Source organism: Psychroserpens mesophilus (assembly GCF_050617655.1).
Classification (GTDB): domain Bacteria; phylum Bacteroidota; class Bacteroidia; order Flavobacteriales; family Flavobacteriaceae; genus Psychroserpens; species Psychroserpens mesophilus_A.
Window position 1 is genome coordinate 291,619 of record NZ_JBODQC010000003.1, and the last position, 24,679, is coordinate 316,297.

Below are 24,679 nucleotides of genomic sequence, written 5' to 3' on the forward strand. Positions count from 1 at the left end.
TGTACATTCGATTCCATTTATACTTTTCCATGGGTTGTTATTTATATTAGTTGATATTGTTTTTTCCTAAAGATAACATGTTGGCAAATAAGCGATAAGCTCCAGAAACACCTGCAGGAAATTCCCTAAAGAAGCTTAAACCTGTGTATATGTAATGTCCTTTTCCATATTTGGCGACTAATAAACTTCCAGATTTTGGAGTTTCATCTTTATCATGCATTGAAAGAACAGGCGTAAATTCATCTGCCCATTGATCTGGAAAATACAAACCACGTTCTTGAGTCCATCCTTCAAAATCTTTGGTTGTGATTTTATTTGGGTAGTTTAAAATTTCATGGTTTGAAGCCAGTAAGGTCACTTCAGCAAATTCATCAGTTACGCGATCTCTTGACAATTTTAAATCATAAGGAGCAATGTTATCTACAATCAATCTGCGATTTGTATTGTATTGCACAATCATATTTCCACCTTGAGCCACATAATCAAAAAGTAGCTGCTGTTTAAATTTTAAGGCCTCAACCGTGTTATAAGCTCTAATCCCTAAAACAATAGCGTCAAAACGATTCAAGGTTTCTGAGGAGATATCTTCAGGTTTAATAATGGTTACGTTGTATCCAATTTGTCTTAAACTTTCGGGTACAACATCTCCAGCACCTTCGATATAACCGATATTTTTACCGCGTTTTTGAATGTCTAACCGTACAATTTTACTTTCACTAGGTAATAAGACTGTTTGAAATGGAATATGGTCATAATCAATCTCAATTAATTCCTTAGAATACACCTGTTCTCCTACATGAACCACAGGTTTTAAAAAGCCTTCACTTTGTGTTTTAGGAGGAATAACAGTAAAGGTTAGAGGTTGTTCTTGGCCTCTGTTAGCGATACTGATTTTTTGTTTTTGAGGAAAAACACTCCAGTCATCTGGATGTTCTATTTGGATATAGCCTTCCAGATTGTTACGTCCAGCTTTAACAATTATTTCAATTTCACGTGGTGCATCAGCGTCTAAAATAATGACACGTTCTGAAATTTTTGCTGAAGCTTCAGGAATAATTTCAAAAGGTTTGTAAACTTCTCCTTTTACTGGATCATTTGTTTTGTAAACGATAGGTTTTGTATAGGATATGTTCACACTTTCAATATTCAGATTAAAAGTAACATTCAATGCACTTGGTCTTTCAGGTTTACCGATAAGGCTTTTATCTGTGACAGTATACATGCCTAAGCTTCCTTTTTTAGTAAGCCAGTAAGGTGTTGAAACATCTTGATTGTTATTAATTTTAAGTGTTTCTTTAAATTCGTAGCTTGTATTGTTATCTAACTTTAAATGTTTATCAATTTGAATTCCGTTTGGATTGATGATAGTATTCAATGTAATATCAGAATTGCTTCTGTTTATAACTTCTATGTTTAAATCTACACTTGAACCAGCAGCTGTATGGTTTGTGTTAGATGATGCTTCGAGATATAATCCAGCGCAAGCCGCTATGATACCTTTAATTTCATTTGTTTTAATGGTTTTCCAATGCGTATCGTTTAAATCTTGTATGGCTTTGTAAGCTCTTAACAGTTCAGGAATTGAAGCTGAAGGGTTTTTGAAATCATATTGATTTTGAACGGCATGCAAAATGTCACCAATAACTTTTCCACCTTCAACTCTATTCCAAGAGGTATCAATGCCTTCAAATAGATTGTCTTTATTAACAGGTAAATCACCCTTAATTAATTCGATGTATTCAATTTGACTTCCACGACTTCCTGTGCTGCCAAACCCTTGAGATTTATGCTGACTTCTGCTTAGTGCTGCAATTTCAGGGTTACTTAAACCACTGCTTGGAAAATACACGCCAGTATCTATTTGTAATAAATTGGTTTTGTCTGCTTTTTCAAAATTTTCCTGACTTCCGTAAAACCACCATGATGTATTAAAAAATAATCGTTTTGGTTGCCAGGTATCAACAGACGATAATTGTTTAGGATACGAATTTTTGTCGCCAACCAAATCAAAGGCTTCAATACTTAACATAGCTGAACTCGTATGGTGACCATGGGTAGAACCAGGACTTCTGTGATCAAACCTATTGATAATTACGTCTGGTTTAAATTTTCGTATCGCTAATACAACGTCACTTAAAACTTCTTCTTTATTCCAGATGGCAAGTGTTTCTTCTGGATGCTTTGAATAACCAAAATCATTGGCTCTCGTAAATAATTGTTCTCCACCATCGGTTCGTCTTGCAGCTAATAATTCTTGAGTTCTGATGACGCCTAATAATTCTCTTATTTCTGGACCAACCAGGTTTTGACCACCATCACCTCTGGTTAATGAAAGGTAAGCTGTTCTGGCCTTAATTTCATTAGACATGTAAGAGATAAGTCGCGTGTTTTCGTCATCAGGATGTGCAGCAACGTATAATACAGAACCTAAAAAATTTAATTTTTTTATGGACTCAAAAATCTCTGAAGATGTAGGTTTTTTAGGTTGTTGTGCAAGTGTTAAAGATGAAGTAAGTATTAAAAAAACTATAAGATGTAAATATCTTCGCATAATAGATCAGTTAGCTAAAAATCAAATATAGCAAAGTAATCTAGGGTAGTGGTTTGTTTTAATGTTTCTTTAACTTAATAAAAATTAGTCTTTGTGAATCACAAAAATAGCAGGACGCTTATGCAAATCTATATTGACATGCCTCCATTCTTTAACGGTTAAAGTTTTAATAAATTCTGTAGGTAAGGTAAGGTCGCATGCTATGCAAACTCTTGTCTGAGGATGCAGTGCATTACAGATGTCTTCTATAATTTTGTTATTTCGGTAAGGGGTTTCAATAAAAAGTTGTGTTTGATTTTGTTCAAATGATATGCGTTCCATTTTTTTTAGAGTCGCTTTTCGTTCATTTTTATCAATAGGAATATATCCATTGAAAGCAAAACTTTGACCATTCATTCCAGAACTCATTAAAGCCAGAACAATTGAAGAAGGGCCTACCAGAGGAACCACTTGAATATCGTTTTCATGAGCTAATTTTACAACATCAGCACCAGGATCTGCTATTCCTGGGCAACCAGCTTCAGAGAGGAGTCCCATTGGTTTTCCTTTTTTGCAGGAATCAAGAAAATGAATAATGTCTTCAGGTTGTGTGTATTTGTTTAATAGTTCAAATTTTAGTGTAGATTGTTGCTTTCTTGAGTCTACTTTTTTTATGAACCGTCTTGCTGTTTTTTCGTTTTCAACAATATAATCATCAACGACTTCAATTATTTTTTTTACTGAAATAGGCAACACTTCTAAAGGAGGGGTATCTCCAAGACGGGTTGGAATGAGATAGAGTTTTCCAAAATCTGTATTCATACTTAATTCACTACGAGTTTGCGAGTATCCTTATTTCCATTAATGTCTGAGATTTCAACCAGATACATACCATTAGACATATCTTTTGTAGAGATTGATATGTTTTGATTGGTAAATCCTGAAACCGTTTTGATGGTTTTGCCTAAAATATTATAAAATGTAATGGAATTAATTTGGACAGAGCTACCTGTTGTATCAAAATTTAAAACAGTATCTGAAGGATTTGGAAACATTTTAATACTTTTTAAGACGTTTTCATCAACACTTAAATTTACATCTACGATTCTTGAAATGGTTCCAGAGTTTAATCCTACAACAAACAATTCGCCATTAACATCTTCTGCAAAAGCTGAAAAACCACCACTGAATTGATCTTCAAAAGTCAATTGAAATACATCAGGAGAAGTTTCCTCTACAACACCAATTTGATCGCTGCAATAATCTGCAAAGAAGTATAATCCTTCCAAACTGGATTGTAAAGACCCTCTATATCTATAACCACCAGTTATAGCACATTTAAATGGGCTTCCTCCATAATCATATTCAGCAACAGGAGGTGTGTGTGTAATTTCGCTACATCCAGTCACAAAAGTTCCTATTATGGACCCTTCGTAACATTTCCAGCCATAGTTTTCTCCGCCAGTACTAGATGCAGGAACTCTGTTTATTTCCTCTTTAGCACTTTGACCAACATCAGCAATCCACATATCTCCATTGTCGCGATCAAAAGAAAACTTGAAAGGGTTTCTTAAACCATAAGACCAAATTTCATCTAAGGCAGTAGAATTGCTTATAAACGGATTATCAGCAGGAATGCCATAATTTCCATTACTTGTTCCATCGACATCAATACGAAGCATTTTTCCTAATAATAAACCTAAATTTTGAGCTCTATTTCCGGGATCATTTCCAGAGCCACCATCTCCTGTAGAAATATAAAGGTAGCCATCATTTGGACCAAAGTGCATGTCACCACCATTGTGATTACTAAAAGGTTGAGATATGGTTAATAAAATGACTTCAGATGTTGGATCTGCTGTATTCGCTGTGTTTCTGGTAAATCTTGAAATTACGGTATCTCCCGAATTATTGATGTAATTCACATAAAAGTAACCGTTAACAGTATAATTTGGGTGAAACGCCATAGCAAGTAATCCGCGTTCTCCACTGGTAAAAACTTGTGAGTCGATGTCTAAAAAGGGGGTTGAGTTTGTGCTACCATCAGAATTTAAAATCTTGATAACACCACCTTGTTCAACAACAAATAAACGATCATCACCTGCATGTTTTACATTTACAGGGCTTGAAAATCCGGTAGCAAACGTTTCTAATTCGATGTCTTGAGAAAAACCAAATGCATATATTACACACATTAAGTATAGGGTAATTTTTTTCATAGCTTATAATATTAAGTCTTCTATATTGTCTAAAAATACGAAAAAACAAATAATTGGTTACAGAAAACTCCTATAAACTAGTATTTTCTAAACTGTGAGATAGGGTGTTACATGCTTTTTCTAACAGTTGAAATACCTGTTTGAAATCTGACATATCTCCATAATACGGATCTGGAACGTGTGTAAGTTTGATGGTTTTATCTACATCAAGAATACATTGTACTTTGGCAATATCATTTGTGTTTCTGGCTAATGCTATTACGTTTCGATAGTTCGAGTCGTCCATCGTGAAGATGTGGTCAAACGCATCAAAATCAGCCACTTTAAATTGTCTGCCACGTTGATGAGAAATATCAATACCATGAGATTTTGCTACAGCAATTGAGCGATGATCAGGAGCTTCGCCAACATGATAATTGGCAGTTCCTGCAGAATCTACATAAAATTGATTGGTTGCTAATTTTGATTCTAAAATACCATGCGCTAATGGTGAACGACAAATATTGCCTAAACAAACCATCAAAATACGTGTCATGGTGTGATTATTTATAAAGAAAGTTTCTTAGAAAGGTCTTCTACATACTTTCTAAATTGTTTATCGGTAGACGACAAGTTGTCTACAGTTTTACAAGCATGAAGAACTGTAGCGTGATCTCGTTTCCCAATTTGTGAACCTATACTTGCTAATGACGCTTTGGTATATTTTTTAGCAAAAAACATAGCTAATTGTCTTGCTTGGACAATGTGTCTTTTTCTAGTTTTAGATTGAAGAGTGCTAACGTCCATTTGGAAATAATCTGATACAACTTTTTGAATGTAGTCGATAGATACTTCACGCTTGGTATTCTTTACGAATTTTTCAACGATTTCTTTAGCAAGATTAACTGTGATTTCCTTTTTATTAAATGACGATTGAGCAATTAAAGAAATGATAGCGCCTTCAAGTTCACGAACATTTGTTTTGATGTGTTTTGCAACATATTCAATAATATCATTGGGCATTTCTACACCATCACGATATAATTTGTTTTTTAGGATAGACACTCTGGTTTCAAAGTCTGGACTTTGAAGTTCGGCAGAAAGTCCCCATTTAAAACGTGATAATAAGCGTTGTTCAATATCTTGCATATCAACTGGAGCTTTATCACTGGTTAATATGACCTGCTTGCCATTTTGGTGTAAATGATTGAAAATGTGGAAGAAAACATCTTGAGTTCCAGATTTACCAGATAAGAACTGAACATCATCAATAATTAAAACGTCAATGATTTGATAAAAGTGAATGAAATCATTTCTATTATTCTTCTTAACTGAGTCTATGTATTGTTGGGTAAACTTTTCAGCAGAAATATACAATACAGTTTTTTCAGGATATTTGTCTTTTATATCAACACCTATAGCATGTGCTAAATGTGTTTTTCCTAATCCGACACCTCCAAAAATTAACAACGGATTAAATGATGTGCCTCCAGGTTTACTGGCAACAGCTAATCCTGCATTTCTAGCTAATCTATTAGAATCACCTTCTAAGAAATTTTCAAAACTGTAATTTGGGTTTAGTTGCGATTCAATCTTAACGTTCCTGATACCAGGAATTATAAACGGATTTTTTAATTCAGGATTTTTATTATTAAGAGGAACATCGACATCTTGAGATTTCATAGCGCCACGATTAGAACTAGGAATCTTTTCTGTGAACGGTTGTTTGTTACCATAGGTGTTTTCCATTTTGATAACATAAACCAGTTTTGCTGTTTCGCCTAACTGTTTTGTTAAAGCGACTTTGAGAATTTTCACGTAATGTTCTTCAAGCCACTCATAGAAAAATTTACTAGGTACTTGAATACTTAATGCGTTATCAGAAAGTTTAACCGCTTTGATTGGCTCAAACCAAGTTTTGTAGGCTTGAGGTTGAATATTATCTTTAATAAAAGACAAGCAATTAATCCAAACCGATTGCGCAGTTACATCCATTCTCTAAGTGTAATTTTTGTGTTGTTAGTTAGTCAGCAAAAAAAAGAGAAATCCGAGTTTCTCCTGATTGATTTTTACATGGCAAATATGTGAACAAAATTTTTAATAAAAAAATCAAAAGGTGTTGATTTTTTAGAATTTTTTTCTCATGTTTAAATCGGTATCGAATTTACAAAAAAAATATCAATAACAATGACCAATCTTACAAAAACCGACGAAATACAGTTTAGAGTTCGCTATGGAGAAACGGATCAAATGGGTGTCGTTTATCATGGCAATTATGCACAATATTTTGAGATAGGCAGAACAGAGTGGTTACGTAAAATTGGTTTTTCTTACAGGCAAATGGAACAAGACGGAATTATGTTGCCAGTGATAAGTTTGTCTATAAATTACAAAAAGTCAGCGCGTTATGACGATCTGATTAAAGTAAAAACTACACTTGTAAAAAAACCTACGGCAAAAATTGAATTTGATTATGAAATCTTAAATGAAAAAGATGAGATTTTAACAACAGGAAATACAGTTTTAGTATTTATGGATATGCATAAGAATCGACCTACAAGATGTCCAGAATATATTTTAGACCAACTGTCAATTTAATCGTTAAAAGTTCTTATGTTTATTTCGTACAGACGATCAAATATTTCAAAAACTGTAGCAGCTTCTTTTAATCTTACTGAAATGATTAGCTCACAGCTTAATTCTAAAGTTTGATTTATTACATTTAGATTTTTTTCTTTTACAATGCGCATGACTTTATTCATGTTCTTGTAATCAAAAGTGATGGCATATTCAACATTAATCGTTTTGGTAATTATTTTCGAAGCTTCTAAAGCCATCTGAGCTCCAGTTCTGTAAGCATTGATAAGTCCGCTTACACCTAATTTTACACCTCCAAAATACCTGACAACAACAATTAAAATATTAGTAACTTCAAACGATTGTATTTGTCCGTAAATAGGCATTCCTGCACTATTGTTTGGCTCACCATCATCATTAGCTCTAAAACTAAATTCGCTTTGAGATTTTCCTATTTGATAAGCATAACACCAGTGTCTTGCCTGATGATGTTGTTTTTTTAAGTTTTCAATATGCGTTTTAACGTCATCTTCAGTCGTAATAGGAAAGGCGTAGCCAAAAAACTTACTATGTTTATCTTTAAATAGTACTTCAGGAGAGGCTTTGGTTATTGTTTTATACGTGTCTTTTTCTGTCATTTAAGACAAAGTTACTAATACAATTGAAATTACAGCCAATACAATACCAAACCAATTTGTTTTTGAGATGGTTTCTTTAAAAACGATAAGACCTAAAAGAGTTGAAACCATAACTATGGCAACATTGTTTACCGTAAACAGTGTTGAACTTTCTAGGCTTTCATGGTTAAGTGCTTTCAGTAAGTAGTAAATGGAAAAGTAGTTGACAATACCTAAGAGGCTTCCTGCTATTAATGCCTTGATAGTTAATTTAACGGGCTTTTTTAATAATTTTAAGGAGAGAATACCTAGGCCAATAATAAAAGCAAATGCAAAAATGGTTGCTGAAAAAATTGGAATTCCATTTTCAGAGACATAGGTTGTTTCGAGATATTTTATAGAAGTATCTATAGTTCCTGAACCAAAAAAAAGTAAAATTGGAAGCCAGAGACCTTTAGTAATGTTGTCTGTTGTTTTTGGTTTGACAGAGGTGAGAAACACGGCTACTAAAGCTAGAATTATTCCAATTATTTTTTGAACGCCAATACCTTCATGATACACATAAATTCCAAAAATTACAGGGATAATCACGCTCATTTTTGAAGCGACTGATGCCACTGAAAGCCCGTTGCGCTGTGCTGTAAGTGCCATAACATTGAAAATAGCTATAAAAAGAAAACCCAGCGCAAGTGCACCAAAGAGCCATTGCGAATTTACTATTTTATCAATATTTAAAGGTTCGTCGTAACTCCATATACCAAATAAACAAGCAGCAAAGTAATTCACAACAATGGCTTGAAGGGTATTGATGTTAAATTTATCTAATAGTTTAAAAATGATAAATATTAGGGTAGAAGCTGTGATGCTTAAGAGTAGGTATATCAAAACAAGTTCTTTTTTATGAAAAATAAATCAGTGACATTTTCTTTGGTTTCATCAATATTCCAAATGTGAATTCCTAATTTTGAAGCCGTGTCAGTATTGTCTTTAGTATCGTCTATAAACAAACATTCTTCAGCTTTTAAATTATTTTCTTTGATGACAAATTCGTAAATATCTGTATTTGGTTTTCGCAAGTTGATTTCATGAGATAAATAAAATTGGTCAAAGCAGGCTTTAAAATCCTCATAAAACGGAATGTGTTCTTTTATCCAATTGATATGTAACTCGTTGGTATTACTCAATAATAAGAGTTTGTATGTGTTATCTTTTTTTAATTTCTGAAGAAATGTTAAACGCTCGTGAGGGAAGTCTTTTAAAATAAAATTCCAGGCATCAATAATGTCTTTTTTTGAGAGCTTCGGAAAATTATCAGTATAAAATGTGATGAATTCTTCCGAAGAAATCAATCCTTGCTCATACAGGGCATTTATTGCTATGAGGTCTTCAGGTAGGGCTTCTAATTCAAATACAGTGAGTGCGTTTTGCATGGCACCATGTTTGTCTAAATTGATGAAAACATCACCAAAATCGAATATAATCGTTTTAATTGTTGACATATATTTTTAATGTATCGTCATTAATTGGTTCTTCTGAAATTAATTCTCCTGAAAATTGAGGTGCTTTCGTCCCTGTTTTAAAAACAGATTTTCCTTTAAAAATGCGAGCTTCATCCCACAGGTTTTCATCAATGAAAGTTTGAAGGGTTTTTGCACCACCTTCAATAATCACTGAGTTGATGTTTTTTGAATAGAGGTAGTTACAAATTTCTTGACCTAAAGGTGTTTTGAAATCGACTTCATTCTCAGAAATGACAATTGTTTTGCTTGATTCATCAAACACTGAAAGTGCTCTAGGTAGTTTATGATGTCTGTCAATAACAACTCTAATTGGATGTTTTCCTGACCAATCTCTAACGGTCAGACTCGGGTTATCTTCTAAAACGGTATTAGTTCCAACCAGAATAGCTTGTTCTTCACTTCTCCATTTGTGTACCAACTGTCTTGAAAAAGCATTGGTAATCCAAACAGGCTTCTTTTTCTTTTTTGTTGATGGCGCAATAAAGCCATCGCTAGTTTCAGCCCATTTCAATATAAGATAAGGTCTTTTTTTATTGTGGAAGGTAAAAAAACGTTTGTGATGGATTTTACATTCGTTTTCTAAAACACCAACTCTAACATTGCATCCAGCATTTTTAAGTTTTTCGACACCTTTTCCGGCTACTAACAGATTATCATCAATACAGCCAATCACAACATTCGGAATTTGATGGGTAATAATTAAATCTGAACAAGGAGGTGTCTTACCAAAATGAGAACATGGTTCTAATGTTACGTATAGTGTAGCTTGCTTAAGTAGCGCTTTGTTTTTAACTGAATTAATTGCGTTTACTTCAGCGTGATCACCTCCATAAGCACTTGTAAAACCTTCACCTATAATTTTATCGTTACAAACAATAACACTACCTACCATTGGGTTTGGAGCTGTAGAGCCCAATCCGTTCTTAGCAATGTCAATACAGCGTTTTATGTAAATTTCGTGTGTAGTCAACTAGAATTTTAGGTTTATATTTTCGGTTTCATCAATAGCATACGAGTGAGAAAATCCAAAGATTTTATATGTAATATCTCCTTTGTATTGTACCTCTATTTTTTTGTTGAATAAACTACCTAGCAATCCACTTAGATTTTTATTACTAAACAAGCTATCTGTTGGTATATTTGTCGTTAGAGGAATTGAGAATTCATGTTTAGCAGGAACTTCAAAAGAGTTAGTAGATATTGAAGCCATTTCATTGCCATTAACAAATACTTTGATTTCGTCTGTTTGCAATTCGCCTCCAATATCGTTAGAATTCATAAACAAAGCATCAGCAGTTAAAATGATTTTTTTACTTGTAGATTCAAGAACTTTAATATTTTCAATCCCTAAAAACACAGGCTTTTCTTTTACAGAGCAAGAGGTAAAAGAGATGATAAGTGTTAATAAGATTATAAGTTGCTTCATTTAAGAATTTTTAGATTTGTACTATCTTCACAGCGCAAAAATAGAATATTAAAGTGAGCAAAGATACTATTGTTATTCGAGAAATTCGACCAGAAGATAATCCTCAAATTGAAGCTGTTATCAAAGGCTGTTTTCCAGAATTTAAAATTCCCTTAAAAGGTACCGCTTATGAAGATGCTGAAACACCTTTTATTTATGAATCTTATCAAGGTGATAGAGAAATTTATTTCGTTGTTGCTAATGGTAATGAAGTTTTAGGAGGAGCAGGTATAAAGCAACTTAAAGATATTGATGCTAATGTTTGCGAGCTTCAAAAGATGTATTTTTCGCCAAAAATAAGAGGTAGAGGGTTTGGAAAAAAATTATTTGAAAAATGCTTAGCATCTGCAAAAGATTTCGGTTTTGAAATGTGCTACTTAGAAACGGCCTCACAATTAAAAGCTGCGATTCATATTTATGAAGACTTCGGGTTTGAACACAGAACGGAACCTTTAGGAAATACAGGACATTATTCATGCGGTGTCTGGATGACAAAAAAATTATGAGATTAAAAAATATTCTTGATAAGTTTCACTCTGTATTAGATGATATCTACGGAAAAGAAGAAGTCAATTCTTTTTTTAATATTTTGATAAAACATTACTTAGAACTACAACGCATTTTATTGGTTTTAAATCCTGATCATACCATTACCAGTGAGCAAAAGTCATTGTTTTTAGAAGCGTTAGAACGTTTAAAGACCAATACTCCTATACAATACATAACAGGCGAAACAGAATTTTACGGTTTGCCGTTTAAAGTTAATCAGCATACTCTCATTCCAAGACCAGAAACTGAAGAACTTGTAGCACTGATCATACACGATTTTAGTTCTAGTGAATTTGATAAGCCTCTTAATATTCTTGATATTGGAACAGGTTCTGGCTGTATTGCAATTGCTTTAGCAAAACACATTCATGAAGCTGAGGTTTGTGCTTTAGATATTTCAGAAAAAGCCTTAGTGGTTGCAAAACAAAATGCAGCACTCAATACTGCTCATGTTGAGTTTATTCCTGGTAATATTTTAAATCCGTATCACACTGAACTTGCTTCAGTATCTCAAAATTTTGATTGCATTGTCTCAAACCCTCCCTATGTTAGACATTTAGAAAAAAAAGAAATCAAAGCCAATGTGCTTGACAATGAACCTCATTTAGCCTTATTTGTTGATGATGAGAATCCGTTACAGTTTTATAAAGCAATTTGCGAATTTGCACAAAGACACCTCAAACCTAGCGGAATGTTATATTTTGAAATCAACGAGTATTTAGGAAAGGAGGTGGTTGAGCTTTTAGAAGCATTTGATTTTAAATCAATAGAACTAAAAAAGGATATGTTTGGTAAGGATCGAATGATAAAAGGGATGAAATAGGTGAGTTTTGTCATGCTGAACTTGATGCAGTATCTCATAAGAGTAAATCATTCAACGTCTTAATTTTCAAATCTTCCAAACTTACTGCTTTAGTCTCAAACTCAATTGTTACTGATGTATTGGGTAGTAAGTCAAAATAATTGTCACTAAAATGCCCTTTCAAGACTGTATATAGAAATACATTTTTTTGAAGGGTAGTACTTTTTAAGGTAATTTGAAAACCGTTTTTCGTTTTAGTAATTTTTTGTGTTATTGGCGCTTTTTTAAGTTTTAAATCTTTGGGTTTTGCTAAATAAAAAAAAGAAGTACTGTTACTGAATTTAGAAATGATAAGAATGCCCTTTTTGTCTATGCCAAGAGTGTCAATATTTAATTCATGTTTAATGGCACTCGAATTTCCTGAAGCATAAATCTGTTCATCTGAACTCCATAATTGATTTCCGTTAAAGTCAATGATCTTAATTTGCAGCGAACTTGTTATCCCTTTGAGACCATCATTAATAATGAATGTTTTAAGTATAGTATTGTTAATTTCTGAAGAGATTAAAATGTTTTTAAACGATTTTTTAGCTTGATAATGTAACGCTTTCCAGTGTCCGAAGTAATCAATACTCGACCAGGATACTGCTGGCCAGCAATCATTTAATTGCCAATATAAAGTGCCCATGTTATAGGGTTTAGCTCTCCGATGAGCTTCAATACCTCTGGTGATGCCATAGGCTTGTAATAACTGACTTACATATACGTAATCTTCGGGATGATGAGGAACTGGAAAGTCACGTTGCATATACGCATTGATAAGATCAAAACCACGACTGTGTTTTTGATGATTTTTAAAACCTTCCGAAGTAATTTCCAAAGCATCACTTTGATTGATGTACTGAATGGTTTCATACGTAGGAAATGATTGAAATCCGAACTCACTCATAAATCGAGGAACATTATTTTCAAGATGTTCAAAAGGATAACCATCATGCCAAATCCACCAGTCATGAGCATCTCCTTCGGTTTTGTATTTCGGATTACCACGTCCGAATTTTGGTGAGCTTTCCCAATAGGGAACTTCAGTGGTGTTTTTTATAACTGTTGGAAGTAACTTTTTAAAGATGAATTCATAATCATTCCAGATGTCTTCTTTTTCAGATTCGCTAAAACCATCCTGCCAACCCCAACGATGCCAGCCTTCGGAGTTTTCATTATTTCCACACCATAATGCTATTGAAGCGTGATTTCGAAGTCGTTTTACATTTTCAATGGCTTCTTGTAGCACATTATCTTTAAATTGCTTGTCTCCAGGATACATGCCACAAGCAAACATGAAATCTTGCCAAACTAAAATGCCTTTTTCATCACATAAATCATAAAAAATATCATTTTCATAAATACCACCTCCCCAAACTCTGAGCATATTCATATTGGCATCAACAACATCGTTTAGAAGCTTCTCATAATGTGCAATAGTCACTTTGTTTTGCATGCTGTTTTGCGGAATGTAATTTGCACCTTTCATATACACAGGCACGTCATTTACCTTAAAATAGAACGACTCTCCAATACTGTCTTTTTCGGTAACCAGCTCGATTGTTCTTAACCCTTTTTTTATTGAAATACGATCGAGAATTGTGTGGTTGTTTTTTACAACAACCTCAATGTCGTATAAATACGGATTGCCAAGATTATGTGGCCACCATCGTTTAGGGTTTTTGATGGTTAAATTAAAATCTGGTGTGTTATGAAATCCGATATTTTCATAAGTTTGATGCAATTGATTATTGACATATATAAAATAATCAAGAGGTGTTTTGAGTTGGTTTTTCAATCTTAAATTAACACCTATGTTTGCTTCTTCATTGGTCAGTTGATAAGATTGGATGTAAATGTCTTCAATTTTGAAACTGTTCCATGCTTTTAGAGAGACAGGTCTCCAAATGCCACTGGTATTCAGTTTTGGTGCCCAATCCCAACCGTATTGAAACTGTGCTTTTCTGGTAAAAATGCGATGGCCTTCAGGAAGTTGGTAACTTAACTTGTTTTTTTTATGATCTTCTGAAACAGATGTGTGTTTAAATACAATACGCAATTCATTTTTAGGTTTTAGAGCAGATTTGACATCAATTGAAAATGTTCTAAATGCATTATGAGATTCTAGAATTAGACTATCATTCAAAAACACAGAGGCATAGGTGTCTAATCCTTCAAAATTAAGTTCAATATGTTGTTTGTTAAGTGTTTTCTTATCGACTAAAAAATTGGTTTTGTATTCCCAGTCAGTTTTTGAAATCCATTGTAAACCATCTTCATTATTACCAATAAAAGGATTCTTGATGTGATTATTCTCTAATAAATCAGAATGTACATTTCCGGGAACAGTTGCTGGAATCCAAACGGAATCATTTACAGCTTTAAATTGCCAGTTGTCATGTAAATTGATGGTTTCTGGAACATCGTGTTTTGGTTGACAACTCGTTATCAAAAAGAGTACTATGATGAGAATGTTATATTTCATCTGTTACCGCTTTTAGAATGGTTTTAATTTCTGTTAGATCAGAAACGGTTTGAGAAATGCTGCCAAAATAATCTGATGTTTCCGTTGAAATTACTTTAGAAGCAGATGCGTGAATTTCCTTAAATTCAGCTTTTTTGAAACGTTGCGCAGTTTTAGCATTAATACCACTTCCGACTAAAATTATAATTCGATTTTGAGCTTGTTGCTTTAATTCTTTAAGGGTGTTAAATCCTTCTAGTGCTTTAGGCTGCTGACCTGATGTTAAAACTCTTTCTGCTCCTAAATCGATAAGTTGCTCTAATGCGGCTTTTGCATTTGGAACCATATCAAAAGCACGATGAAAGGTAAACGGTAAAGGTTTTGATAATTCTACCAACTCTTGAGTTCTTTCGATATCAATAGTGTTATTGTGATTCAATACACCTGAAACAATACCATGACATCCCAAATCCTTGCAAATTAGAATGTCCTTTTTTATAATGTCAAATTCTGATTCAGAATATTGAAAATTACCACTTCGAGGTCTAATCAAAACAAAGGTTTCGACATCTAATTTGGAAAGAACCTGTGTTATCAATCCATAACTTGGCGTCACACCACCAATTGATAATTCGTTACAAAGCTCGATGCGTTGTGCTCCAGCATCTTGAGCGTTTTTAGCAGATTGGTATGAGTTGGCACAGATTTCTAAAAGCATATTTTATATTATTACGAGACTTTGGATTCGAAGTCGCTTGTTTTTTTGGTAATTATGAGATTCTCATATCGTTTCATTCCTATAAATGGCAATATCAATTTACAATAATTTCATCAATGAATGTCCATGCTTTATTATCTGTACCTTGCTTTTTATCTGGAATGGTTCCGTAATTTGGTATGTTTAAAATGATGGTTTTGACTTTAATATCTAAATGTTCTGGTTTTGGAAATGTGTAGTTGATATGTACTAAGTTTCTAGTCGCTTCATTTTGGATGTTTATTTTGTCTGTTACTTTAGATCCATCTGCAAGCTGAAATTCAAACCAAATTTCATTTGGCGCATAAATCCATTGTCCAGGTCCATTGTAAAATCGAGTGTTTATAGTATTTAAGTCAATTGCGTCTTTAAACTCAATAGTAACTTTCACATCTTCTCCCCAAAATCCTAACCATTCTTTGTCGCCATAACGTGTATCACTTCCTGAAATACCATTAATCAAACCTTGAGGTCCACTTCCAGAATACACAGGACTAGGAGCTTTATTGATGGAAATAGTTCTACCAACAGCTTTATGATATTGGATGGTTTCAGAAAACACATTACCTAAGCGTTTATCTGAATTGAATACAGCAGCTTTAATCGTCATACTTTTAGTGACTGGCAATGATTTTTTATAAATTTCAGAAGACAGATTTGGTTCACTACCATCTAGAGTGTATCTGATTATTTTATCATCAATAGCTGTTGAAAGCTTATAAGAGTTGGTATTGTTTACTGAAGCCAGTGCTCCTTCAACTTCATATAAATGATTAGCATAGTTAATACCTAAAGCGTCTAACCGTTTGTTGAACAGTTCAACACGTTTTACAAAATTTGAATAATTTTTATTTTCGTCCTTAGACCAAACTACTTCGCTGAGAGCTATAATTCTTGGGAAAGCCATATACTCAACTTGATTTTCAGTGGTAATGTATTCTGTCCAAATATTGCCTTGAGCACCTAAAATATATTTGGCATCTTTTTTATTTAATTCGGAAGGAATAGGTTTAAAATTATATACGTTTTCTAAGGGATTAAAACCTCCAATTGCTAAAGGTTCATCAGGATTTGTAGACTGATAATAATCGAAGTAACAGTGAGAAGTCGGCGTCATGATCACATTGTGTTTTAATCTAGCGGCTTCAATTGCGCCTTTTGTTCCTCGCCAGGACATGACAGTTGCATTTGGAGCAAGACCACCTTCCAGAATTTCATCCCAACCGATGATTTGTTTGCCTTTAGAATTGAGATAGGTTTCAATTCGAGTGATGACATAGCTTTGCAGTTCATGTTCATTTTTTAAACCTTCTGTTTCAATTCGGTTCTGACATTGATTACAGGCTTTCCATTTGGTTTTAGGAGCTTCATCTCCACCGATATGAATGTATTTGCTCGGAAATAATGTAACCACTTCATCAAAAACACCTTCTAAAAAATCAAACGTTTCTTCTTTTGAACAGTAAATAGTTTCAAAAACGCCCCATTTTTCAGCAACGTTTAGTTGTTCACCTGTACAGCCTAAATTAGGATACGCGCTTATAGCAGCTTGTGCATGTCCTGGTAATTCAATTTCTGGAATCACAGTAACATATCTGGATTTTGCATAGGCAACAACCTCTTTTATCTCTTTTTGAGTGTAATAACCACCATAAGGCTTGCCATCAAATTGATGAGGTTGATTGTTGTAGTGCCCAATTAGTGTTTCATTTCTATAAGCCGCAATTTCTTGAAGTTTTGGATATTTTTTAATTTCGATTCGCCATCCTTGATCGTCTGTGAGATGCCAATGAAAGGTATTCATTTTTAGTAAGGCAAGTGCATCAATGTAGCGTTTTATAAAATCTACGGAAAACAGGTGTCGACTTACATCTAAATGCATGCCACGATATTGAAATTGAGGAGCATCCTTTATCGTCATGCATTGAAGCTTTACTCTCTTTTTAGGCGTTGTATTGTTTTCAAATTCTGAAGGTAAAAGTTGACGTAAAGTCTGTACGGCATAAAAAGCACCTTGATCTGTTTTTGCACTAATCGTAATTTGATGAGGTTGAACATTGAGTTTGTAGCCTTCAACGTTTTCAATACTTTCATCTAAGGAAAATCGGATAGCGTCACTATCATCTAGTTTAATGTTGCTTCCGTTTAAAATGAAACTCTTAAGAAAATCACCAGAAATTTTGAATCTTTTATCGTAAGTGATTCCTACAGAATTATCTAAGAAGAAATAACCTTCATTTAAGGTTTGCTCATGAGGAACAGGGATGATCTGAGGAATTTCAACGGAGCGTTCTTCAGAATTACAACTGAATAAAAAACTGATAAAAATAAGGACAACCACAATTATTCTGGCACTCATTTTACTATATTAGAGGCTTTAAATATAAGGTAAAAAGATAACTTTTTTTCACGACGATTTTTAATGAGCATAGCAACACAAATCCAATCGCTTCGCAACGAATTACGAGAACATAATTATAAGTATTACGTATTAGATTCTCCCACAATTGATGACTTTGAGTTTGATATGAAACTTAAAGAATTACAAGAATTGGAGGCTAAGCATCCTGAATTTTTTGATCCCAATTCGCCATCTTTACGCGTAGGTGGAGAGATTACAAAAAACTTTCAGACCGTAGTTCACGAGCATCGAATGTATTCTTTAGATAATTCATACTCTAAAGAAGATCTTTTAGATTGGGAAAAACGTATTGAAAAAATTATAGATGGAACTGTTGAATTTGTTTGTGAATTAAAGTACGATGGTGCTTCTATAAGTTTAACTTATGAAAACGGAACCTTAGTAAGAGCAGTAACTAGAGGTGATGGAACACAAGGAGATGATGTAACGGCAAACGTGAAAACGATAAAATCTGTGCCATTGCAATTAAAAGGTGATTATCCTGAAAAATTTGAAATACGAGGTGAAATCGTATTGCCATATGAAGGATTTCATAAAATGAATGAAGAACGACTTGAGGCAGGAGAGGAACCTTACCGAAATCCGAGAAACACAGCCTCTGGAAGTTTGAAACTTCAAGACAGCGCTGAAGTAGCCAAACGCCCTTTAGAATGCTTGTTGTATGGTATTGTAGGTCGGAACTTGGCATTTTCGACTCAATATGATAGTTTAGAATCCGCTAGGCAAATGGGTTTCAAAGTTCCTGAAGCAGCCAAGCTAACCAAATCTGTAGATGAGGTTTTAAAGTTTATTGAGTATTGGGATGTTCATCGGCACAACTTGCCTTATGAAACAGATGGTGTTGTTGTTAAAGTGAATAGTTTACAACAACAAGAGGAGTTAGGTTATACAGCAAAAGCACCTCGTTGGGCAATGGCTTATAAATTTAAAGCCGAGCAGGTTTCTACGCGATTAAATGAAATTACCTATCAAGTTGGTCGAACTGGAGCTATTACGCCAGTTGCCAATTTAGAGCCTGTAGAATTGGCTGGTACTACTGTAAAAAGAGCATCACTACACAATGCCGATCAAATTGAAAAACTAGACATTAGAGAAGGAGATGAAGTTTATGTAGAGAAAGGAGGAGAAATTATCCCAAAGATTATTGCGGTAGATTTAAGTAAGCGTCCTTCAGATTCTCAGCCTACTCATTATATCACACATTGCCCTGAATGTCAAACAGAGTTGGTAAGAGAAGAAGGAGATGCAAAACATTATTGTCCGAATTACAATGGCTGCAAACCTCAAATTATAGGTAGAATTCAACATTACATTTCAAGAAAAGCAATGGATATTGAAGGCTTAGGAGGAGAAACGGTTGCGCTTTTGGTTAATGAAGGGTTGATTTCAGATTACTCAGACTTATATGGTTTAAACAAAGAAGTAATCTTGCCTTTAGAGCGTATGGCTGAAAAAAGTGCTGAAAATCTAATCAAAGGTATTGAAGCGTCAAAGAAGATTCCGTTTGAGCGTGTTTTGTTTGCCTTAGGAATTCGTTATGTTGGAGAAACAGTTGCAAAAAAATTAGCGAAACATTTCAAGAATATTGATGCGATAGCAATTGCTTCAACCGAAGATTTGGTTGCTGTTGATGAAATTGGGGAACGCATTGCAGAAAGTGTTGTTGATTTCTTTTCTTCTGAAGAAAATAAAGCTTTAATTGATAAATTGAAATTAAATGGACTTCAGTTAGAATTATCGGCTGAAAAGCTAGCGAATCAAACCGATAAATTAAAAGGCTTGTCTATTGTGGTATCAGGAGTTTTTGAAACTGTATCCAGAACCGAACTGAAAAAACTAATCGAAGATAATGGCGGAAAAGTGTCATCTTCAATTTCTTCAAAAACCAATTATGTTGTTGCAGGAGCTAATATGGGACCTAGTAAACAAAAAAAGGCTGAATCGTTAAAAATACCTATTCTTTCAGAACAAGAATTTTTAGAGATTGTTAAGTAAATTCTTACTTTTTAATACATTTTATCGATTAAATAAGATTTTAATCGTTTAATTCTGATCATTTTATATATTTGCTTTGTTATTAATTCAACACGTTTATGCAAATTGGGAAATTTTTAGGAGCATTAACTTTAGTTCTTAGTATTTGTTTTCTTGGACTACAGTTTAAAGGTCTAGAGGTAGAGGCTGCTGGAGTGAGAGCTTTAGCAATTACCTTTCTTACTGTCTTATATCTAATTAGAGTTAAAAATAAACATCCTTTTTTCTTGTTGTTTTTAATCTTCTTTTCAGTGTCTGAAATTTTCAATTATGTGACGTGGATTATTAATTTAGATATATCATCAGAAGTAGACTATTACTATTATATAGGTAATACGTTATATATTATTTCCTATCTGTTTCTCATAGCCAGAATTACTGTGTCTATGGATGTAAAAAAAGCATTTCTTAAATTCCCGATTCAAATAGGGTTGTTAACTATACTTGGTTTGTTTTTTGTGTATTTCGTTTCAGATACTACCAAAAATGAATTGACGTATAATGAGTATTATTTAGAATTGCTTTACAATGCAGTCGTTATGTTTTTAATGGCTATGGCATTAGTAAACTATATGCATAAAGATGACAAGAAATCTATGAACTTGCTTATTGGTACCATATGTATCATGTTTTCTGAAGTTATTCAACTTGCTTACTTTTACATTGCAGATTTTAATTTACTCAATGTACTCTGTTCTGCATTTTTAGTTTTTGCATTTTTGTTCTTTTATTTACAATCACGACTTGAAAACAGAAAAGCAGTTGATTACAGTCATCATGATGCTCATGTTTCAGAATGAAAATGCTTTCCAGTGAAAGGAATTTCTTTTCGATACAGATATAGTAATATTCCAGAGAGTATAAAAGTTAAGACTGCTGTAATAAATAAAAGACCTCCATCGTCATTAATTTCAATTCCTAATTGAGTGAGATGCATTACAATTGCACCACCAATAATTCCCAGTGTTAAAAATGCACCAACCCAAGCTGTTTTTCTCAAAAGCAGCAATATTCCAGCAATAAGTTCTGCTATTCCAATGCCAATCCTGCCAATTGGTTCTAAGTTTAATTTTGTAAAAATATAAATACTATCTGGGTGAGCTGTAAACTTAAATCGTAAGGTTTGAATTAATATAACTGCTACAATGATTCTTAAAATTAAAGGAATATATCTTTTCATGCTGCGGGCATTTTGTGTTTAGACGTAATTAGCCTCTTAAAACTTCTGAAAAGAGATAAAATCATTACTATAATCGACAAAACGATTAATACTGTCGATTAACCGCAACTGTGTCTATTCTTGATGATCTGATTATGAGATTGACGATGAAAAATGATTACAAATTTACACCACATTTGATATTTGTTATTTATAGTCTCTGAAAGAATACTTCATATAAGTGGTTTGTTTTTACTAATTAAATTTGTTTATGATTATCATGTAATGAGAAATAATGATAAAAAATAAAAACTAAGTGGCTGTTTTGTAGATACAACGAAACTATTAAGGCATATTAATGTTAAAAGGGATTTAGAATCATAGACTTATACGCTAATAGAAGTGCCGTTTGCTGATTTATGTTTATCTGAATCAAAATAAAAATCGATTTTACCTAAGTTAATTCCATAGCAACCTACTTGGTTGACTAGTGTTTTTTTACCACTAAGGTTAGTCACCACAGTTGGCTTGTCTAAAAATGTATGAGTATGACCACCAATAATTAAATCTATGTCTTTTGTAGCTTTAGCAAGTTTTAGATCGCTTATTTTATCTGGAATATGGCTATAGTCATACCCTAAATGTGACAAACAGATAATAAGGTCGCATTGTTCATCATCTTTTAAAATGCGACTCATTTCCTGAGCAGATTCTATAGGATCATTGTACTCGGTTTCTTTGTATAAATCTTTGTCAACCAGCCCTTTTAGTTCAACTCCTAAACCAAAAATTCCAATTTTAATACCATCTTTAACAATGGTTTTATAAGGTTTGACATGAGTATCCATAACCGTATTTGAAAAATCGTAATTAGCAGAAACGAAATCAAAATCAGCATGAGGTAATTGTGCGTATAATCCGTTAATACCATTATCAAAATCATGATTTCCTATCGTTGCTACATCATACTTTAGCATACTCATCAACTTAAACTCTAATTCTCCTCCGTAATAGTTAAAATACGGTGTGCCTTGAAAAATATCTCCTGCATCTAATAATAAGGTGTTTGGGTTTTCTTTTCTGATAGATTCTATTAAACTGGCACGTCTGGCAACACCTCCTTTATTAGGATTGCGTCCATCTTCTGGTCCGAAAGGGTCAATATGACTATGCACATCATTAGTATGAAGAATGGTTATTTTTGTTTGAGAGGATTTAAAAGATGATAATCCAATACCTCCAAGTCCGATTAACGCTGAAGCAGCAGCTGTTTGTTGAATAAAATATCTTCGTTTCATTGGTTATTGTTTTATCTGATAAAATCGATCATCAATTACTGGAGCAATCGTATCTTTTTTTGTAAAATAATCTATTAGAACATTCCTGATTTTATAATTAAGAACATATAAACTATCGTTAGGTTTAAAAAAGGTCATTCGGTCACCTCCATTATACAAATAATCATTAGTAGCGACGTAATACGTTTTATTTGCATCAATAGTTTTACCATTAACTAATGCTGTTTTTAACTGAAGTTCTTCATCTAAAATAATCTGTAACCCCTGAACTGGATGTGCTCGTTGTTCTCTTACAAGGTAATCTACAAGTTCGTTAACTTTTTCGCCTTTCATTTTTACAACAACAACAGAATTTTCAAAAGGCATCACATTATAAGCTGTTCTGGTTGTAATATCTCCTTTAGAAATAATGGCTCGTATGCCTCCATGATTAAGCAGAACGAAATCTATTTCATGTCCTGTTCTCGTTTTAAATACTGGATTGGATTCTTCATAAACAGCATCTGCCATCATATTACCAATAGCTGTATTTAAATGACCATCAGTTTTAGAATAGGTGTCTTTAGAATAAGAAATCACACTATCAAGGCTTTTATTAATCTGTATTCTGTAAGGTTTTATGTAATCTTCAATAGATTGTTTTGTCTCAAGACTATCAGTTATGGCTATTTGTCTGCCATCAATTTTATAAAGATATTTCGACTTGCATGACGTAAATAGAATTAAGGATAAGCATGTTAAAAAAAAGATGTTTTTCATAGGTGATTTATGCAATCGTTAACAAAACATGCAGCTACTTTTTTACTACATTTGTACAAAGCATAAATATAAATGATTTTAAAGGCATTTAAGGCAAATTCTAATCAAAAATATATTAACAAATTGCTAAATGCACGTCAGGTTGCTGTTAGTAATACGAAGATGAATTCGGTTGGTGTGATTTTGAATATGAATGAGTTTTCAGATTTTGATGCTTTCAGAAACTATTTTAAAGAGCTTGGTATTTTGCCTTCTAAGACTAAAATTATTGCGTTTGTTGATGACGCTAAAGATGCAAATCCGCTTTGGGATACGTATTTTAATCCGAAAGATTTTGGTTGGAAAGGTAAAATAAACAACATCGATTTGCAGTCGTTTATTGATACAAAGTTTGATGTTTTGATAAGTTATTACACAAAAGAAAGTTTAGAATTAAAACTCATAACAGCAGCTTCAAAAGCGAATTTTAAAGTTGGTTTAATTCAAGATGATAAACGAGTGTTTGATTTAATGATTGATGTTAAAACAAAAGAAAGCACACTTTTTATGAGTGAACTGACTAAATATTTACACGTTTTAAATAAAATATAAATGACAAAATTTCAAGGTACAGGAATTGCCATAATCACGCCTTTTAAAGATGATTTATCGGTAGATCATTCAGCTTTAGCTAATCTGGTGAATTATAATATTGACAATGGTACAGATTATATTGTGATTTCGGGAACTACAGGAGAAAGTGTGACCATAACTCAAGAGGAAAAAAAAGAAATTACAGCAACAATAATTACAGCAAATAAAGGAAGAGTGCCTCTTGTTTTAGGTATTGGTGGTAATAACACTAGTGACGTTATTAATGAAATCAAGGCTACAGATTTAAGTGAAATAGATGCAATTTTATCAGTATCGCCATATTACAGTAAGCCAACACAAGAAGGTGTTTATCAGCATTTTAAAGCTATATCAGAAATCTGTCCTGTAGATGTTATAATGTATAATGTGCCTGGTAGAACGTCTTCAAACATGTCACCAGAAACCACTTTGCGTTTAGCTAAAGATTTCAGTAATATTATAGCTGTTAAAGAAGCAGGTAATAATGTCCATCAATATTTAAAATTACTAAGAGATAAGCCAGAAGATTTCTTAATAATTTCTGGAGATGATGATTTAGCTCTAGGCGTTGTTTTAGCTGGTGGAGCAGGAGTGATTTCGGTAATAGGTCAGGCCTTACCTAAACAATTTTCTAAAATGATACGCTTAGGATTGGAAGGCAAAGCCAAAGAAGCTTATGTGATTCACTTTCAATTGATGCATATTATTAGCTTAATTTTTTCAGAAAATAATCCTGCAGGAATTAAGGCGGTTTTAGCATCTCTTGATCTTGCAAAATCTAATGTTAGATTGCCATTGGTTGAGGCTACAAATTCATTACAAAAAGAGATTAAGCAGGCACTTCAATTACTGGATTGATTTTAAAAAAGTTAAA

23 protein-coding genes are annotated in these 24,679 nt (G+C 33.3%); 7 read left to right on the forward strand and 16 right to left on the reverse strand.

The annotated features are described in order from the left end of the window. Positions 1-46: 46 nt before the first annotated feature. From ACRHNM_RS08000 to dnaA, 5 genes are all read right to left on the reverse strand, one after another. Positions 47-2,551, reverse strand: a complete 2,505-nt coding sequence (locus tag ACRHNM_RS08000; RefSeq protein WP_431135408.1) for a PIG-L family deacetylase — start codon at positions 2,549-2,551, stop codon at positions 47-49. Between the two features lie 84 nt (positions 2,552-2,635). Further along, positions 2,636-3,352 (reverse strand): SAM-dependent methyltransferase, encoded by a 717-nt coding sequence (locus ACRHNM_RS08005; protein WP_431135409.1) that lies wholly within the window; start codon positions 3,350-3,352, stop codon positions 2,636-2,638. Between the two features lie 2 nt (positions 3,353-3,354). Further along, on the reverse strand, positions 3,355-4,749 hold the full coding sequence (locus ACRHNM_RS08010; protein ID WP_431135411.1) for a PQQ-dependent sugar dehydrogenase: 1,395 nt from the start codon (positions 4,747-4,749) through the stop codon (positions 3,355-3,357). A gap of 70 nt (positions 4,750-4,819) precedes the next feature. Next, on the reverse strand, positions 4,820-5,284 hold the full coding sequence (locus ACRHNM_RS08015; RefSeq protein ID WP_431135413.1) for a low molecular weight protein-tyrosine-phosphatase: 465 nt from the start codon (positions 5,282-5,284) through the stop codon (positions 4,820-4,822). Positions 5,285-5,295: 11 nt separating this feature from the next. Continuing rightward, on the reverse strand, positions 5,296-6,723 hold the full coding sequence (gene dnaA, locus ACRHNM_RS08020) for a chromosomal replication initiator protein DnaA (RefSeq protein ID WP_431135415.1): 1,428 nt from the start codon (positions 6,721-6,723) through the stop codon (positions 5,296-5,298). Positions 6,724-6,915: 192 nt separating this feature from the next. On the opposite strand from dnaA, the gene ACRHNM_RS08025 reads away from it, so the two are divergent. Continuing rightward, entirely contained in the window at positions 6,916-7,326 is a 411-nt protein-coding gene (locus ACRHNM_RS08025; protein ID WP_431135417.1) for an acyl-CoA thioesterase, read from the forward strand. Here ACRHNM_RS08025 and ACRHNM_RS08030 read toward each other — a convergent pair. Genes ACRHNM_RS08030 through ACRHNM_RS08050 form a run of 5 tightly spaced genes read right to left on the reverse strand, consistent with a single transcriptional unit; the run spans position 7,323 to position 10,868 of the window. Then, the gene (locus ACRHNM_RS08030) at positions 7,323-7,943 is read right to left on the reverse strand and encodes an IMPACT family protein (RefSeq protein ID WP_431135419.1); all 621 of its coding nucleotides are present in this window, start codon (positions 7,941-7,943) and stop codon (positions 7,323-7,325) included. The genes ACRHNM_RS08025 and ACRHNM_RS08030 overlap by 4 nt on opposite strands. Beyond that, positions 7,944-8,807, reverse strand: a complete 864-nt coding sequence (locus ACRHNM_RS08035; RefSeq protein ID WP_431135420.1) for an EamA family transporter — start codon at positions 8,805-8,807, stop codon at positions 7,944-7,946. Then, complete coding sequence (locus tag ACRHNM_RS08040; RefSeq protein ID WP_431135422.1) at positions 8,804-9,421, reverse strand: HAD family hydrolase; 618 nt, start codon at positions 9,419-9,421, stop codon at positions 8,804-8,806. The genes ACRHNM_RS08035 and ACRHNM_RS08040 overlap by 4 nt, the downstream gene beginning before the upstream one ends. After that, on the reverse strand, positions 9,408-10,412 hold the full coding sequence (gene ribD / locus ACRHNM_RS08045; protein ID WP_431135424.1) for a bifunctional diaminohydroxyphosphoribosylaminopyrimidine deaminase/5-amino-6-(5-phosphoribosylamino)uracil reductase RibD: 1,005 nt from the start codon (positions 10,410-10,412) through the stop codon (positions 9,408-9,410). The genes ACRHNM_RS08040 and ribD overlap by 14 nt, the downstream gene beginning before the upstream one ends. Beyond that, positions 10,413-10,868, reverse strand: a complete 456-nt coding sequence (locus ACRHNM_RS08050; protein ID WP_431135426.1) for an LEA type 2 family protein — start codon at positions 10,866-10,868, stop codon at positions 10,413-10,415. Between the two features lie 53 nt (positions 10,869-10,921). On the opposite strand from ACRHNM_RS08050, the gene ACRHNM_RS08055 reads away from it, so the two are divergent. Continuing rightward, positions 10,922-11,413 carry a GNAT family N-acetyltransferase gene (locus tag ACRHNM_RS08055; RefSeq protein WP_431135428.1) on the forward strand — a complete coding sequence of 164 codons (492 nt, stop codon included), beginning with the start codon at positions 10,922-10,924 and terminating at the stop codon, positions 11,411-11,413. Beyond that, positions 11,410-12,279: a peptide chain release factor N(5)-glutamine methyltransferase gene (gene prmC / locus ACRHNM_RS08060; protein ID WP_431135430.1), complete on the forward strand. Its 870-nt coding sequence runs from the start codon at positions 11,410-11,412 to the stop codon at positions 12,277-12,279. The genes ACRHNM_RS08055 and prmC overlap by 4 nt, the downstream gene beginning before the upstream one ends. 34 nt (positions 12,280-12,313) lie before the next feature. Here prmC and ACRHNM_RS08065 read toward each other — a convergent pair whose 3' ends face one another. From ACRHNM_RS08065 to ACRHNM_RS08075, 3 genes are all read right to left on the reverse strand, one after another. Next, positions 12,314-14,785, reverse strand: a complete 2,472-nt coding sequence (locus ACRHNM_RS08065) for a glycosyl hydrolase 2 galactose-binding domain-containing protein (protein ID WP_431135432.1) — start codon at positions 14,783-14,785, stop codon at positions 12,314-12,316. Next, entirely contained in the window at positions 14,775-15,482 is a 708-nt protein-coding gene (locus tag ACRHNM_RS08070) for a copper homeostasis protein CutC (protein ID WP_431135434.1), read from the reverse strand. The genes ACRHNM_RS08065 and ACRHNM_RS08070 overlap by 11 nt, the downstream gene beginning before the upstream one ends. Before the next feature lie 94 nt (positions 15,483-15,576). Further along, positions 15,577-17,880 (reverse strand): beta-N-acetylhexosaminidase, encoded by a 2,304-nt coding sequence (locus tag ACRHNM_RS08075; protein ID WP_431135436.1) that lies wholly within the window; start codon positions 17,878-17,880, stop codon positions 15,577-15,579. Positions 17,881-17,943: 63 nt separating this feature from the next. Between ACRHNM_RS08075 and ligA the strand changes: the two genes are divergently transcribed. After that, positions 17,944-19,938, forward strand: a complete 1,995-nt coding sequence (ligA, locus tag ACRHNM_RS08080) for an NAD-dependent DNA ligase LigA (protein WP_431135438.1) — start codon at positions 17,944-17,946, stop codon at positions 19,936-19,938. 98 nt (positions 19,939-20,036) lie between these two features. Then, positions 20,037-20,777, forward strand: coding sequence for a hypothetical protein (locus ACRHNM_RS08085; protein ID WP_431135440.1), 741 nt, complete (start codon positions 20,037-20,039; stop codon positions 20,775-20,777). On the opposite strand, the gene ACRHNM_RS08090 is transcribed toward ACRHNM_RS08085, so the two are convergent. From ACRHNM_RS08090 to ACRHNM_RS08100, 3 genes are all read right to left on the reverse strand, one after another. Continuing rightward, positions 20,762-21,157 (reverse strand): DoxX family membrane protein, encoded by a 396-nt coding sequence (locus ACRHNM_RS08090; protein WP_431135442.1) that lies wholly within the window; start codon positions 21,155-21,157, stop codon positions 20,762-20,764. The genes ACRHNM_RS08085 and ACRHNM_RS08090 overlap by 16 nt on opposite strands. Before the next feature lie 365 nt (positions 21,158-21,522). Further along, positions 21,523-22,434, reverse strand: a complete 912-nt coding sequence (locus ACRHNM_RS08095) for a bifunctional metallophosphatase/5'-nucleotidase (protein WP_431135444.1) — start codon at positions 22,432-22,434, stop codon at positions 21,523-21,525. Between the two features lie 3 nt (positions 22,435-22,437). Continuing rightward, the gene (locus ACRHNM_RS08100; RefSeq protein ID WP_431135446.1) at positions 22,438-23,193 is read right to left on the reverse strand and encodes a 5'-nucleotidase C-terminal domain-containing protein; all 756 of its coding nucleotides are present in this window, start codon (positions 23,191-23,193) and stop codon (positions 22,438-22,440) included. A gap of 72 nt (positions 23,194-23,265) precedes the next feature. Between ACRHNM_RS08100 and ACRHNM_RS08105 the strand changes: the two genes are divergently transcribed. Both ACRHNM_RS08105 and dapA read left to right on the forward strand, forming a co-directional pair. Beyond that, positions 23,266-23,784 carry a DUF6913 domain-containing protein gene (locus tag ACRHNM_RS08105; protein WP_431135447.1) on the forward strand — a complete coding sequence of 173 codons (519 nt, stop codon included), beginning with the start codon at positions 23,266-23,268 and terminating at the stop codon, positions 23,782-23,784. Then, the gene (dapA, locus tag ACRHNM_RS08110; RefSeq protein WP_431135449.1) at positions 23,785-24,663 is read left to right on the forward strand and encodes a 4-hydroxy-tetrahydrodipicolinate synthase; all 879 of its coding nucleotides are present in this window, start codon (positions 23,785-23,787) and stop codon (positions 24,661-24,663) included. Positions 24,664-24,679 lie beyond the last annotated feature (16 nt).

What these genes read in the sequence shown, in the direction of transcription:
- ACRHNM_RS08085 (WP_431135440.1), top strand. Translation starts at nt 20,037, where the DNA reads ATGCAAATTGGGAAATTTTTAGGAGCATTAACTTTAGTTCTTAGTATT.
- ACRHNM_RS08010 (WP_431135411.1), bottom strand. Translation starts at nt 4,749, where the DNA reads ATGAAAAAAATTACCCTATACTTAATGTGTGTAATATATGCATTTGGT.
- ligA (WP_431135438.1), top strand. Translation starts at nt 17,944, where the DNA reads ATGAGCATAGCAACACAAATCCAATCGCTTCGCAACGAATTACGAGAA.
- ACRHNM_RS08065 (WP_431135432.1), bottom strand. Translation starts at nt 14,785, where the DNA reads ATGAAATATAACATTCTCATCATAGTACTCTTTTTGATAACGAGTTGT.
- dapA (WP_431135449.1), top strand. Translation starts at nt 23,785, where the DNA reads ATGACAAAATTTCAAGGTACAGGAATTGCCATAATCACGCCTTTTAAA.
- ACRHNM_RS08100 (WP_431135446.1), bottom strand. Translation starts at nt 23,193, where the DNA reads ATGAAAAACATCTTTTTTTTAACATGCTTATCCTTAATTCTATTTACG.
- ACRHNM_RS08095 (WP_431135444.1), bottom strand. Translation starts at nt 22,434, where the DNA reads ATGAAACGAAGATATTTTATTCAACAAACAGCTGCTGCTTCAGCGTTA.
- ACRHNM_RS08105 (WP_431135447.1), top strand. Translation starts at nt 23,266, where the DNA reads ATGATTTTAAAGGCATTTAAGGCAAATTCTAATCAAAAATATATTAAC.
- ACRHNM_RS08030 (WP_431135419.1), bottom strand. Translation starts at nt 7,943, where the DNA reads ATGACAGAAAAAGACACGTATAAAACAATAACCAAAGCCTCTCCTGAA.
- ACRHNM_RS08090 (WP_431135442.1), bottom strand. Translation starts at nt 21,157, where the DNA reads ATGAAAAGATATATTCCTTTAATTTTAAGAATCATTGTAGCAGTTATA.
- dnaA (WP_431135415.1), bottom strand. Translation starts at nt 6,723, where the DNA reads ATGGATGTAACTGCGCAATCGGTTTGGATTAATTGCTTGTCTTTTATT.
- ACRHNM_RS08075 (WP_431135436.1), bottom strand. Translation starts at nt 17,880, where the DNA reads ATGAGTGCCAGAATAATTGTGGTTGTCCTTATTTTTATCAGTTTTTTA.
- prmC (WP_431135430.1), top strand. Translation starts at nt 11,410, where the DNA reads ATGAGATTAAAAAATATTCTTGATAAGTTTCACTCTGTATTAGATGAT.
- ACRHNM_RS08070 (WP_431135434.1), bottom strand. Translation starts at nt 15,482, where the DNA reads ATGCTTTTAGAAATCTGTGCCAACTCATACCAATCTGCTAAAAACGCT.
- ACRHNM_RS08015 (WP_431135413.1), bottom strand. Translation starts at nt 5,284, where the DNA reads ATGACACGTATTTTGATGGTTTGTTTAGGCAATATTTGTCGTTCACCA.
- ACRHNM_RS08025 (WP_431135417.1), top strand. Translation starts at nt 6,916, where the DNA reads ATGACCAATCTTACAAAAACCGACGAAATACAGTTTAGAGTTCGCTAT.
- ACRHNM_RS08050 (WP_431135426.1), bottom strand. Translation starts at nt 10,868, where the DNA reads ATGAAGCAACTTATAATCTTATTAACACTTATCATCTCTTTTACCTCT.
- ACRHNM_RS08000 (WP_431135408.1), bottom strand. Translation starts at nt 2,551, where the DNA reads ATGCGAAGATATTTACATCTTATAGTTTTTTTAATACTTACTTCATCT.
- ACRHNM_RS08040 (WP_431135422.1), bottom strand. Translation starts at nt 9,421, where the DNA reads ATGTCAACAATTAAAACGATTATATTCGATTTTGGTGATGTTTTCATC.
- ACRHNM_RS08005 (WP_431135409.1), bottom strand. Translation starts at nt 3,352, where the DNA reads ATGAATACAGATTTTGGAAAACTCTATCTCATTCCAACCCGTCTTGGA.